The sequence below is a fragment of the Corynebacterium amycolatum SK46 genome (assembly GCF_000173655.1).
Taxonomy (GTDB): Bacteria; Actinomycetota; Actinomycetes; order Mycobacteriales; family Mycobacteriaceae; genus Corynebacterium; species Corynebacterium amycolatum_A.
Window position 1 is genome coordinate 104585 of record NZ_ABZU01000002.1, and the last position, 13270, is coordinate 117854.

Annotated in this window: 11 protein-coding genes; 5 read left to right on the forward strand and 6 right to left on the reverse strand. The window is 59.6% G+C overall.

Annotated features, from left to right (window positions below; all coding sequences use genetic code 11):
* Window positions 1–16: 16 nt before the first annotated feature.
* Window positions 17–3256 (reverse strand): error-prone DNA polymerase, encoded by a 3240-nt coding sequence (locus CORAM0001_RS02355; protein WP_005510073.1) that lies wholly within the window; start codon window positions 3254–3256, stop codon window positions 17–19.
* A 248-nt stretch (window positions 3257–3504) separates the two neighbouring features.
* Between CORAM0001_RS02355 and CORAM0001_RS02360 the strand changes: the two genes are divergently transcribed.
* From CORAM0001_RS02360 to CORAM0001_RS02370, 3 genes are all read left to right on the forward strand, one after another.
* Window positions 3505–4371: a MetQ/NlpA family ABC transporter substrate-binding protein gene (locus CORAM0001_RS02360; protein WP_005510026.1), complete on the forward strand. Its 867-nt coding sequence runs from the start codon at window positions 3505–3507 to the stop codon at window positions 4369–4371.
* A 64-nt stretch (window positions 4372–4435) separates the two neighbouring features.
* Complete coding sequence (locus tag CORAM0001_RS02365; RefSeq protein WP_005509771.1) at window positions 4436–5485, forward strand: methionine ABC transporter ATP-binding protein; 1050 nt, start codon at window positions 4436–4438, stop codon at window positions 5483–5485.
* On the forward strand, window positions 5482–6183 hold the full coding sequence (locus tag CORAM0001_RS02370) for a methionine ABC transporter permease (protein WP_005509899.1): 702 nt from the start codon (window positions 5482–5484) through the stop codon (window positions 6181–6183). The genes CORAM0001_RS02365 and CORAM0001_RS02370 overlap by 4 nt, the downstream gene beginning before the upstream one ends.
* 24 nt (window positions 6184–6207) lie before the next feature.
* Here CORAM0001_RS02370 and CORAM0001_RS02375 read toward each other — a convergent pair whose 3' ends face one another.
* A complete protein-coding gene (locus CORAM0001_RS02375) occupies window positions 6208–7119 on the reverse strand; it encodes a sucrase ferredoxin (protein ID WP_005509990.1) in 912 nt (303 codons plus the stop codon).
* Window positions 7120–7282: 163 nt separating this feature from the next.
* On the opposite strand from CORAM0001_RS02375, the gene CORAM0001_RS02380 reads away from it, so the two are divergent.
* Complete coding sequence (locus CORAM0001_RS02380; RefSeq protein ID WP_005510028.1) at window positions 7283–7963, forward strand: AMIN-like domain-containing (lipo)protein; 681 nt, start codon at window positions 7283–7285, stop codon at window positions 7961–7963.
* Window positions 7964–7986: 23 nt separating this feature from the next.
* On the opposite strand, the gene CORAM0001_RS02385 is transcribed toward CORAM0001_RS02380, so the two are convergent.
* The 3 genes from CORAM0001_RS02385 to CORAM0001_RS02395 all read right to left on the reverse strand — a co-directional run bounded on the left by CORAM0001_RS02385 (window position 7987) and on the right by CORAM0001_RS02395 (window position 10858).
* Complete coding sequence (locus CORAM0001_RS02385) at window positions 7987–9651, reverse strand: Y-family DNA polymerase (protein ID WP_005509782.1); 1665 nt, start codon at window positions 9649–9651, stop codon at window positions 7987–7989.
* Window positions 9651–10385, reverse strand: a complete 735-nt coding sequence (locus tag CORAM0001_RS02390; RefSeq protein WP_005509817.1) for a hypothetical protein — start codon at window positions 10383–10385, stop codon at window positions 9651–9653. Before CORAM0001_RS02390 ends, CORAM0001_RS02385 begins: the two co-directional genes overlap by 1 nt.
* Before the next feature lie 167 nt (window positions 10386–10552).
* Complete coding sequence (locus CORAM0001_RS02395) at window positions 10553–10858, reverse strand: antibiotic biosynthesis monooxygenase family protein (RefSeq protein ID WP_040360891.1); 306 nt, start codon at window positions 10856–10858, stop codon at window positions 10553–10555.
* Window positions 10859–10923: 65 nt separating this feature from the next.
* Between CORAM0001_RS02395 and CORAM0001_RS02400 the strand changes: the two genes are divergently transcribed.
* Window positions 10924–11685: a hypothetical protein gene (locus CORAM0001_RS02400; protein WP_081451085.1), complete on the forward strand. Its 762-nt coding sequence runs from the start codon at window positions 10924–10926 to the stop codon at window positions 11683–11685.
* Window positions 11686–11689: 4 nt separating this feature from the next.
* Here CORAM0001_RS02400 and guaA read toward each other — a convergent pair whose 3' ends face one another.
* Window positions 11690–13264 (reverse strand): glutamine-hydrolyzing GMP synthase, encoded by a 1575-nt coding sequence (gene guaA / locus CORAM0001_RS02405; protein ID WP_005509778.1) that lies wholly within the window; start codon window positions 13262–13264, stop codon window positions 11690–11692.
* Window positions 13265–13270: the final 6 nt, after the last annotated feature.

A 13270-nucleotide genomic window follows, 5' to 3' on the forward strand; every position in this document is an offset into this window, starting at 1 on the left:
CAATCCATTCTAGTAGTCAGCGAAAATCTCTACTTCGACCTGCCACCACCGGCCGCCCCAGAGCCTCGGACATATCCACCAGACGATCGGCCACGATTGTCACCGCACCAGAGGCTGTCTGCGCGATACCGCGCACCACCATCGCCCGCGAATTCACCGCTACCGGCCGAAATCGATTCCACAGCCCCGGTGTACACAGCACATTCACCAGCCCAGTTTCGTCCTCCATTCCCAAAAATGTCACTCCGCCAGCGGTCCCCGGACGTTGCCTATGCGTCACGACTCCCGCCACTTCTACTCGTGTTCCGTCGGGCACTGCTTTCAGTTCCGCCGCAGGCACCACTCCACGTTCCTGCAGGTCTTCTCGCAACGCGGCCACCGGGTACTGCCCCGGGGTCACTCCCGTTGCCATCAAATCGGCAGCTGCCAGCTCAAACTCCGTCATGCCGGGCAACGCAGGTGCGTCGGCAAGCGTGAGCCCCGGCAGCATGCCCTCACTTTCCGTCGCCGCCACGCCCGCCGCCCACAGTGCTTGACGACGGTCAATCCCCAGCGACCCAAGTGCTCCTGCGCGCGCCAGTGCTTCCATGTGCCCAACACCCAGCCGAGCTCTGCGGGCGACATCTGCTGCGTTGACAAATGGCCGTGCTGCCACGATACGTTCCGCCACGTCATTGCCCACACCGGCAATGGCGCCGAGCCCCAAACGAATACGCCCATCGATGACGCTGGCTTCCACGCCCGAAAGTGCGATATCCGGACCATCGCAGCCGATACCGTGCCGGCGGGCATCGGCAATCAACGACTGCGGAGAGTAAAACCCCATGGGCTGGGCACGGAGCAACGCGACACAGAACTCCGCCGGATAGTGGTACTTAAACCAGGCCGAGAAATACACCAAGGAGGCAAACGACTGCGCGTGTGATTCCGGGAAACCGTAGGCGGCAAAGGCCACTATCTTGTTCCACAGTTGTTCCCCAACATCCTCATCAATGCCACTGGTGCGCTCTAGCCCAGCCAGAAAACGGGCATGGAGCGCTTCCATTTTGGCCACTGAGCGTTTCGACCCCATAGCGCGGCGCAGCGAGTCCGCTTCCGCCCCACTGAAACCCGCCGCATCGACGGCCATTTGCATCAGCTGCTCTTGAAATAGCGGAATGCCCAGTGTCTTCCCGAGGGACTTCTCCAACACCGGATGCTCATAGGTCACCGGTTCAAGTCCATTTCGGCGGCGAATGTAGGGGTGCACGCTACCGCCTTGAATGGGGCCTGGGCGAATGAGCGCCACCTCCACCACCAAATCAAAGAACTCCCTCGGCTTCAGTCGGGGCAAGGTGGCCAGCTGCGCGCGCGATTCCACCTGAAACACGCCCACCGCGTCCGCGCGTGCCAACATCTCGTAAACCTCCGGTTCAGCGACATCAATCTCCCACAGGTTCACTCGGCGCCCATGCTGTTCATAGACCAAGTCAATGCAATGGTGGATGGCCTCCAGCATTCCGAGGCCAAGCAGATCGAACTTCACCAGCCCCGCAGCCGCACAGTCATCCTTATCCCACTGCACTACTGAGCGACCTTCCATGCGTGCCCATTCCACTGGCACGACATCCGCAATCGGCCGATCACAAATCACCATTCCGCCAGAGTGAATGCCTAAATGACGAGGCTGCCCACGGAGCTGCTCCGCCAGTTGCCGCACCGGCTCTGTCGGACACGCTTCCCGGTCTCTGACCCACGCATCAATAACGCCCGGCGAGTACCCCAACACCCGCGCCGCATCGCGCAATGCGCCGCGCCGCCGGTAGGTAATAACGTTGGCTACCTGCGCGGCGTTGTCACGACCATATTTTTCATAGACGTACTGAATGACCTCTTCCCTACGGCCGGATTCAATATCTACATCGATATCCGGCGGCCCATCCCGTTCTGGCGACAAAAACCTCTCGAACAATAGCCCGGCACTAATGGGGTCAACATTGGTGATCCCCAGCGCAAAACACACCACCGAGTTAGCGGCCGAACCGCGCCCCTGCGCCAGAATTCCCGTCCGACGGCAGAATTCACAGATGTCGTGCACGATGAGGAAGTAGCCCGGAAAACCCAGCTCTCGAATCACAGTCAGCTCATTCTCTAACTGCGCCCATGCCCGCGCTTGCACGGAGCCGTCCCCCGCTCCATCTACCGGACCATACCTCCGCCGCGCCCCTGCACGAGCAATTTCCCGCAGCCATGAGTCCTCATCGTGGCCCGCAGGAACCTCCCAGCGAGGCAGCTCAGGCGCAATGAGATCAAGTGTAAAAGCACACTCACCTGCAATGTCCTGTGTTGTCTGCACCACCTGTGCCCCCAGATACCGTGTTGCCGCCGATAGCTCCTCCCACGACCGCAACCAAGCTCCGCCTGCGGGCTCCAACCGTGACTCAAACCCGTCTAGGTCCTCCCGCACAGCAAGGGCCTGCTTCGCCCCGGCCAACCGGCTTGCCGCAGGCGAGGCCGCCGTCGCAGCAGAGGAAACCACCTCCCGCAGGCCATACTTCACAGCTGCGGTCGAAATCTCCTCCGCATCATCGGCCGCCTGTGCGGTGGGGCTCACGCGGTGCTCGAGCGCCACGTTCTCCGCACCGAAGGCCGCAATGAGCATTTCCAAGTCGCCGACCCAGCTGACGTCGGCAAGCACCTGCCAGAAACCGCCTGCAGCCTCCCCCAACTCTGGCAGCGAGGGATAGCGGACGACGGACTTCTCCCCTGCCGACATATGCGCATCACACAGCGTGTGACTCAGGCGCCGATAGCCCTCGGGCCCCCGCCCCAGCACTGTGAGGGGCCGCTGCGGAAGCCCCAACTCCGCGCCGATGATGGTGGCGATACCAGCCTCCGCTGCAGCCTCGGCAAAACGAGCGATTCCATAGAAACCATCGCGATCTGCCAGCCCCAACACGTTTAACCCCAAACGCGCAGCCTCGGACACCAATTCTTCCGGATCTGATGCGCCATGCAGGAACGAATAGCTCGAACGACAGTGCAATTCCGCCTTAATGTGCGCAGGCGAAAACGACACACTACCCCTGCCACCAGCACCGCTTTCCGGAGCCCCAAAAGCCCCAACGATGGAATCTGACAGCCGCCCCCGCCAGCCATTAAAGCTGCCATTAGGCTGTAGTTTTCCTGAAAATTTACCCGATAGAATACGCTCAATCCGCGACCAGCTCAGTGGCCGGCCGGACTGCTCCGACTGTCCGTCCGAGATGTTTTCCATGCCACGAACATTAACCTACCCTCCGGACTTCATTCAAACGTATTTTCGATTAGCATCTACATTGGAAACCACCCCCGAGACGCATCCGTAAGTCACACCTCAGCCACGGCCGACCGTTTAGGCTGAAGTTTAATTTTCGGCACTACCTGGGCAAGTGCTAGCCTTAACCCCAGAATTAAAGACAGCTTGGTCTAGTTCTGTCTTAAAACTTCAGCTAACAAATCCCATTAAATTAAGGAGACCCCTCAATGAACCTCAAGCGTTTTTCCGCCGGTGTGCTTACCGTTGCGTTCGCCGCAACCGGCCTTACTGCCTGCGGCAGCTCGGATGATGCCATTCGCATCGGCACCACGGATGCCGGCAAAAAGGCCTGGACCGTTTTCGAGCAGAAGGCCTCTGAACAGGGCATTGAGCTGAATGTTCAGCCCTTCTCGGATTACCAGACTCCGAACCGCGCCCTCGATGAGGGCCAGCTCGATGTCAACCTCTTCCAGCACATCAAGTTCCTGGCTGAGTACAACGTCGGCGCGAAGTCGGACCTGACTCCGATTGGTTCGACCGAGATTGTCCCGCTGGCTCTGTTCTGGAAGGACCACAAGTCGGTTGATGAGCTGAAGAAGGGCGCCGAGGTCGCTATCCCGAACGACCCATCCAACCAGGGACGCGCGATTAACGTGCTGGTTCAAGCTGGTCTGCTGAAGCTGAAGCAGGATGACCTGCTGACTCCGTCTCCGGCCGACATCGACGAGGCCGCCTCCACGGTCAAGGTTCTGCCGGTGGATGCCGCTCAGACTCCGGCCGCCTACGGCGAGGGCAAGCCCGCCATTATCAATAACTCCTTCCTGGACCGCGCTGGCATCGACCCGAATACCGCCATCTTCCAGGATGACCCGAACTCCACGGAGGCAGAGCCGTACATCAACGTCTTTGTCACCAAGGCTGAAAACGCCGATGACCCGAAGTACGCGGAGCTCTCCAAGATCTGGCACTCCAAGGAGGTCCAGGACGCAGTCGCGGAGGACTCCAAGGGTACTTCCGTTCCGGTCGACCGTCCGGCGAAGGAGCTGCAGGATATTCTGGCTCGCGTCGAAAAGCAGCAGCGCGAGCAGAACTAACGCCACTGCCACCTAAGCACCGCCCAACACCAGGGAACACAGACCAAGGGGCACTGATTCACTCGTGACCAATAAGGGAACGAAGCTCGAATTCCGCGAGCTGAACAAGCAATTCGGCGACGTCACCGCGCTCGCCGACATCAACCTAACCGTTGAACCCGGCGAAATCCTCGGCGTCATCGGTTATTCCGGCGCTGGTAAATCAACGCTCATCCGTATGATTAACGGCCTGGAAAAGCCAACCTCCGGCCAGGTTTTGCTGGATGACACCGACATCGTCGGCATCTCCGAGCGCCAGCTACGGGGTCTGCGCCGCAATATCGGCATGATTTTCCAGCACTTCAACCTCTTCCATTCGCGCAACGCGATTCGCAACGTTGAATACCCGCTGGAACTGGCCGGCATGCCGAAGGCCAAGCGCCGCGCTCGCGCCCAGGAGCTGCTGGAGTTCGTCGGTCTCGGCGACAAGGCAGAGTCCTTCCCCGAGCAGCTCTCGGGTGGACAGAAGCAGCGTGTCGGCATCGCCCGTGCGCTCGCCACCGAACCGACGCTCTTGCTTGCCGACGAAGCCACCTCGGCGCTCGACCCGGAAACTACTTCCGGCGTCCTGGACCTGCTGCGCCGCATCAATCGCGAAATGGGTGTCACTATCGTGCTGATTACACACGACATGTCGGTTGTACGCGGTATCGCTGACCGCATGGCCATCATGGAGCAGGGCCGAATCGTCGAAACCGGTACGGTCCACCAGGTCTTTGCCAATCCCAAGACTGAGGTTGGCCGCCGCTTCGCCACCACCGCACTGCGCGATGTTCCCATTGGCCGTGAACGCGATTCGGTGAATCAGTCTGCCGAGAGCGCAGCGGCTCGCCTGGTCACCATCACTATCAATGACGGTGTTGACCTCGGTGCCCTGGCACAGGCCACTAGTGCCCACGGTGTCGCCGCCTCGGTGGCACACGGCGCAGTCGCCAATGTGCAGGCGAAGTCCTACGGTCGCCTTACTTTGCGGTTGACTCCGCTGACAGGTGATTCCGCCTCGGATTCCTCTGATTTCGATGCCGCCATTGCTGCTATTTCCGAACTGACACAGGTAGAGGAGCTTGCATCATGATCGGTCTCTTAAACTCTCTGCCATCGGTGAGTGGCAAGGACACCGACTGGGATAGCCTCGGCCCGATGCTGGGCGAGGCATTCGGCCAGACGCTCTACATGGTCTGTGTCGCCATGCTGATTGGCGGTGTCGCAGGTCTGGCAATCGGCGTGCTGCTCTACACCACCCGCGATGGTGGCGTACTGCGCAACAAGTTTGTCTACCAGGTCCTCAATGTCCTGATTAACTTTGTCCGCCCAATCCCGTTCATCATCTTGGTTACAGCCATCGGCCCACTGACAAAGAACGTGGTCGGCACCACGATCGGCACCGAAGCCGCAGTGTTCGTCATGTCGATTGCCGCCACCTTCGCCATCGCGCGCCTGGTGGAGCAGAACTTGATGTCCATCGACCCCGGCGTGATTGAGGCCGCCCGTGCGATGGGCGCAAGTCCGTGGCGCATCATCCGCACGGTCGTCGTGCCGGAGGCACTGGGCCCGCTGGTACTGGGCTACACCTTCGCATTCATCGCCGTGGTCGATATGTCGGCTATGGCCGGCTACATCGGCGGCGGCGGACTGGGCAACTTCGCAATCACCTACGGCTACCAGGCATTCGACTGGAACGTCACCCTGGTGACGACCCTGGTCATCATCTTCATCGTCCAGTTGGCGCAGATCTTCGGCAACTGGCTCTCCAAGAAGATTATGCGCAGGTAGCCACGCACATTAGCTAGTCACTAGCTAGCGGCGAGCTACTTCGACTGCAGCCCAGCCCTTCTTTGACCCTGGAGCATCACCGCAGGAGGACACAACGCCTTCCGTGGTGATTTTCTCCAGGGCCACTTCATATTCCACGACCTTGTCGCGGTCGCTGGGGCCGTCGTAAAGCGCGACGACTGCAGTCGTGCCGTCGACGTCAACGCGTGCGACGTCGTCTACCCCCCACGCATCTGCTTGACGACGGACAGCCAACTCGGCCGCTTGCCCCTGCGGAGTGTAGATACCACGGCCGCGGCAGCCCTCCGCATGCACGGTGCCCTGTTGAGCGTCTTCGATGACCCCCTTGGCATCCACCGCACTCAGACGTCCAAAGCTGTAATTCCATGGCAACAGCACGCTGGCCGGCGCAAAGCGGTGCCCCTTAGAGTGCGAGGTTTCCCACACGACCTCTGGGTAGAGATTGTGCATCGCAGCAGCGAGCGGGCGGCCTTTAATCGCACAGCAACGATCGCGCTTACCGTGCGTACAGATGAGAAACAGTGGATGGTCCAGACGAGTGGCTCCCTCGGTGGGTTGGCCAAGACGGATATCCAGAGTCATCAGGTCTTCGACATCGACAACCATGCGGTGCTCGAGAAAAACCTCAGAGCCATCCACTGACTCACAATGCGCGATATAGACGTTGACACCGTCACACGGCTGCTGGCCGATTCGGCCTGGCTTTCGAATCAGCTGCAACGCGCCACCGCGTTCAGACAACCATGCCTCTACCTGACCGGTGATCTCTGCTCCCCATACCCCGCCGTCAAAAATATCGTGCGACCAACCGAGCTGGTGCTCCAACGCGATAAAGAGCTTTCCGGTCTTCGCGGTACCGGGAAGCGGCTCAGTCATCTGAGCGGAACAGGTGGTATCAAATTTGGCCTGGCTCATACGCCTAAGCGTAATTGAGCGCCCCTGCGCTTGGGTCTTAGGTCGCAGCGTTCACCCCTGTTTTATTACTATTGTGCAACACTTTGACAACAAATACTTTTGACCTCGGTTTTTGTAGTTCAGCTTGTTGAAATTCCGCACATGCGCACATACCGTCAGACGTATGAATACGAAATCGCTGGATGCTTCGCGCACCCGTACCCGTATCGCGGCATCCCTGTGCCTCACATTGGGCCTGGCTCTCGGCGCTTGCTCCTCTGACTCATCCTCAGACTCGGCTGCTGCAATGTCTATGAAGACTGACTCAACCGCTGGCACCTCCGATCTGTCGAGCAGCTCTAGCAGCTCCACTAGCTCGTCTGCGGCGGCGCAGACCACTATGGACGATGATGCTGCTCCGGAGGGCGATTTCAATAGTTCCTCCGCCGAAGCTGCCCCTTCCGATGGCGCTTACTTGGGTATTGAAGATGTCCGTGTCGGTTCCCACGACGGTTACGACCGCATTGTCTTTGAACTCACGGGCGAGGGCACTCCGGGATACTTCGTCCGTTACGAGGATGTGCCGACCCAACAGGGTTCCGGCAAACCGATTTCGGTCGACGGCACAGCCAAGCTGGTAATCGACTTGCGGGGCATGGGCTACCCCTTTGATTTCCAGATGGAGGACTTCCCCTCTGACCCGGTAAAACCGACATCGACTTCCGTTATTAAGGAAGTCGTTGGTGCCGGCACCTTCGAAGGACAGACTCAGTATGTCGTCGGGCTCAAGGGAGATAAGACCCCATTCAAGGTTTTCTCGTTGAGCAATCCGAACCGTCTGGTTATTGACTTCCAATCGAAGTAATCGGGTTGCCCACCCCGGCGCCTCTACGCGTAAGCACCCTCGATTCTCCATGCGCCGGCATGCCCTATGAGCAACCAGGCGGCGATGGTACCGTCATTCGCTACCGCACGGATTTGTATTCTTGCCGCTCGGCGAGCCTCATCGGGTACCCACCAGCGCTCATCAATCGGCCAAGGCCCAGCCCACGATGACACGCGGTACGTTGTTACTCCATGCCGCACCAGAGATGGTTCCGCCGTCATGGTCGCTCGCCCAGTTACGCCCACAGTCTGCCCATTGGCGTCGAGCACTTCCACCTCTGCATTAGCAGTCGCGGGAATAATTGCCGGATTGGGGGAAAGAACAGCTCCCGGCCACGGCTGATCAATTTCCGAGGTTTTTGTGTTTTTGGGTTTTTCTCCGAAAGCGACAAACCCCACTCTTTCACCTGGGCCACGCCCGCCTTGCATGATTGGTTGCTGTACTGCCTCTGACCCCAGTAACCCCTGCACACGCTCGGCAGCTCGGCGCGCTTTGGCTCGCGCATCATCACTACCGTGCCACAGATCCTGCTTTACGGCCCCGGCAGTGACCACATCCAGTGGCTCTAACTGCAGCTCTACGATTCCGCGGCTGTCATCTCCATCATTTTCCTCAGCGTCATCAACAGTTCCAGCAACAGCGCCACTGTCCCCTCGTGGCTGCTGCCGATTCCTGTTATTCAGCCAGCCATCGAGCTGCCACCTAACTCTGTCAGCCGTAGTCTGTTCTGCCAGTGGCTCAGTGCAGCGCCATACTCTGCGCACCTCTGAGCCGTCACTAAATTGCGCCACCACCGCTAAGCGGTAACACGAATACCCATGGTTAAAAAGTTGTTCATGCAGTTGCCCAGCTAGAAAGCGCGCCACGAATGAGGCCTCATCCACTCTCCGGAGTGGACTCTCCCAGGACTGGTAGCTCACCGCCAGTCCGGGCGGCAAAGATCGCGGCGCCACCAACCGCACTTCCCCACGGCAGGCCAAATCGTGCCATCTAGCCCCCTGCGCCCCAAACCTGTTGGCTATATCCCGCTTCGGCAACGCAGCGACATCGCCCAATGTGCGCAGGCCGAGTTCCTGCCACGACTTCGCAAGCTCTGCGGGCATCTCCAGTGCACTTTCCGCCCTCAGCTCCACCAGAGAGATTCCCTGCCGAAATCTTTTGCCTTCATCTTCCCCGGGAGCTACCAGCACTCCCCTGCGCGCTGCCAAAATAGCTGTCACAATATCGTCCGCGAGCCCCAAGCTGCAGTCCACGCCCGGTACCGCAGCGGCATCAAGCAGCTTTTCCAAGGCCACATCCTGTCCGCCGTAATAACGCATTACCCCTCGCGCTGCCACAACCGCCAAACCTGGCCGTAGAGCTTCGACCCCAGCTGCCACCACCTCCAACCGTTGCAGCACGGACTCGAATTCCGCAGCGTCGCGCACCGCACTTTCCTCGACAACCTCCAGCTCCGGGCACAACGCCTCCGCATGGCGACGACTTTGCCCGCGCCGTACCCCTGCACGGCGCGCACTCGGAGAACAAGCAGCTACTCCGCTATCACCCACGATCGCAACTGGACTGAGCGGATTAGCCTGCGACGTCACAGATGCTAGATGCGCTGCCTGCACTGGCCAATCAGGAAGCCAGAGCGCCACCACACGATTCGATTCCGCCGCTGCCATTAGGACCTCCTCTGTGTGGGAAAGGCGACCACATTGTTCTGTTCCACCTGTTCACCCACCCGCCAACGGCACTGCCGCCGCGGAAACCGCGTCCCCGACACACTGACTTGGTAATCCACTGCTCGAATCCGGCCATAACCAGTACCAAGCCCGGAAACACCAGCAACAGAGCTGGAAATTTCCGCAGCATCGCCCGGCCACTGCTGCCCGACAAAAACCAGAGCACAACCACTCGTGCGCAGTCGTGCCTGCAGCGGACGCGCCTGCGACGGCGGCGGAGTGCGCGCCAACGAAGCCACCACCAAGTCAACGCCGTCCGCCAACAGCCCAATTACTTCAAGCGGCTGCATTCCAGGATCTGGCACACAGACGATGTTCGATAGCTTCCCGCCCAACTCCACCACGGAGAGCAACCCCTGTTCAGCGAGTCCAACTAGCGCAACATGACCTGTCTTCGTAACTTCCGCGATTAGGCCTGCCAATACCACACCGGGCTGTTCAATGACGCTGACAGCCCCTTTTCGCACTGCTCCCGCCAACGTATTTTCCAACGCCTCCGGCACTGGCAGAGCCTCACCGAGCCCAAAGGTTGCACCAGTTGCAGTCCCACCAGACTGGGCTGCCATCGCCTGCCGCAATGCCGCAATAGTCTGTTCCTTAGACTGCCCCGCAGCAATATTGACCGCCGTTGTCACTTCTTGTTCCACCTCATCCCACTGCCATCTCACTGCCATCCCCACTGCCCTGCCCACCACTAACACTGCTCGAATATTCTTTCCCAACAAGCGGATTAAACACTACCGTAAATAGCACGTACGTTCGATATTAATGTGTGGAGAAAAGCGCCGCACACCACCGCACGACGCTCTAAAGTTCAGCCGAGCACTACATTTCGTACTACTTACGCCTTCACATCCAGCACCACATCGAACTCGAGCAGCTCAGCCGACGACGACACTGGCTTGCGCTTTTCGCCCTCATGCGAAGCCTTGAAGGCACGGCCCTCACGCCACCCCTGGTAGGCCTCCTCGCTCTCCCACTCGGTAAAGACGAAGTAGCGGCTCTCTCCCGCAGTCGGACGCAGCAGTTGGAAACCAATGAAACCCGGCACATCGGTCATCTTTGAAGAGTTAGCGGAAAAGCGACGTTCGAGCTCTTCTCCCGCGCCCTCAGGAACGGTAATAGCGTTAATTTTTACAATGCTCATGGCCTTAACACTAGCCACACAACTCTCAACAATCTATAGCTCCACCGCCACTAAACTTAAGAAGTATGACTGAACACAGCCGGCACCAACATTCTTCAGGCTCTTACCAAGACGCTGCCAAACGCACGACAAAATTTATCAATAGTCCCGTGCGCTTGGGGACGGCAATTGGCGTCACCACCGCAGTAATCGCACTGCTCGCGCTGCTTAAAGCCCACATCATCGGCGCCATTGGCTGGTGGATCATGATAGCGCTTTTACTGGCACTCGTCGGCGCCACTCTTTTCGTGCGCCAAGCAAAAACATCCACCAAAGAAACTCGGCCCTCCTACTTCGCCGAGCCAATGCGTGAGTCACCAAACGACCTCTCTTGGAGTAGCAGCATAAGCGCGCTGCTGATGTTCCCCGGCGCATGGATTATTGCCGCCGTCGCCGAACGAATCTCCTCTACACCGGTCGCCTGCATAGTAACCCTAGTTCTATCCGCCATCACCGCTACCTGCGCAATCCTGCCGCGGCAATTCGGATTCCTCCCGCTGGCTGCGCACCTTCCCGACGACTTCGTCCAGCGCTGCCCCTACCCCGCCGATTCCCCCGAAGTCCGCATCCTCGCGGTCCTCTTCATCGCGCGTCTACGCCCCGGTTACGTCTTCTTCACCGACCAGCTCCCCTATTTCGCCATGCTTGACGACGATGCCGTGAACGCAGCCCTCCACACCCTAGCCGCCGATAAGCGCATCACCATCACCAAGAACAATTCGGCTCTGACGGAAAAGGGCCGTGCCCGCGAGTTTGTACAACTCACAGACACGGCCCTCGCCAACTAGTGGCTTACTCCCACTCAATGGTTCCCGGTGGCTTGGAAGTCACATCCAGAACCACGCGGTTGACCTCTGGCACCTCGTTGGTGATACGGGTGGAGATTTTCTCCAGCGTATCGTAGGGAACGCGAGTCCAGTCAGCGGTCATCGCGTCCTCAGAGGAAACCGGGCGCAGCACGATTGGGTGGCCATAAGTACGACCATCACCCTGGACACCAACCGAGCGGACGTCGGCAAGCAGGACGACCGGGCACTGCCAGACAACCTCGTCCATACCTGCGGCCGTCATTTCCTCGCGCGCAATGGCGTCGGCACGGCGGAGGGTATCCAGGCGCTCCTCATCGACAGCGCCGATGATGCGGATACCCAGACCCGGACCCGGGAACGGCTGGCGAGCGACGATTTCTTCCGGCAGACCCAGCTCGCGGCCGACCGCACGGACCTCGTCCTTGAACAGCAGGCGCAGCGGCTCAACGAGGGTGAACTCGACGTCATCCGGCAGACCACCGACGTTGTGGTGGCTCTTGATGTTGGCGGTACCAGAACCGCCACCGGACTCAACCACATCCGGGTACAGGGTGCCTTGGACCAGGAAGTCCACGGTCTCGCCCTCCGGAGCGCCCTCCAGCGCCTGTGCGACAGCGCGCTCGAAGGAGCGGATGAACTCACGGCCGATGGTCTTACGCTTGGTCTCCGGATCGGTGATGCCCGCCAGAGCATCCAGGAAGACCTTGGAATCGTCGACGGTGATCAGCTTCGCACCAGTTGCGGCAACGAAATCCTTCTCAACCTGCTCGCGCTCGCCCTGACGCAGCAGCCCATGATCGACGAAGACACAGGTCAGACGGTCACCAATAGCGCGCTGCACCAGCGCGGCGGCAACTGCGGAGTCGACGCCGCCAGACAGACCGCAAATTGCGCGACCGGTCTCACCGACCTGATTACGGACCTGCTCAATCAGCTCTTCCGCGATATTAGCGGCAGTCCAGTCTGGCTCCAGACCAGCAATCTCGTACAGGAACTTCTCCAGAACCTGCTGACCATACGGCGAGTGGTTGACCTCCGGGTGGTACTGCACACCGGCCATGCGCTTTTCCAAGCACTCGAAAGCCGCTACCGGAGCACCCTTGGTGGACGCCGTAACGGTGAAGCCCTCCGGTGCCTTAGACACCGCGTCACCGTGGCTCATCCACACCTCGTGCGTCTCCGGCACACCAGCGTGAGCGACACCGCCACCGTCGACGAGGTTTAGCTGCGTGCGGCCGTACTCACGATCGCCGGTAGCAGCAATCGTGCCACCGAGCACCTCAGTCATCGCCTGGAAACCGTAGCAAATACCAAACACCGGAATGCCCAGCTCAAGCCACTCTGGGTTGAGCTTCGGGGCACCTTCGGCGTAGGCACTGGACGGGCCGCCAGACAGCACCAGCGCGGCCGGGTTCTTGGCCTTGATTTCTTCGGTCGTCGCATCATGCGCGACCACTTCGGAATAAATTTTTGCCTCGCGCACACGTCGCGCGATGAGCTGCGCATACTGCGCACCGAAGTCCACGACGAGGACGGGCTTAGTCACCTGTTCAGACACGCCCTA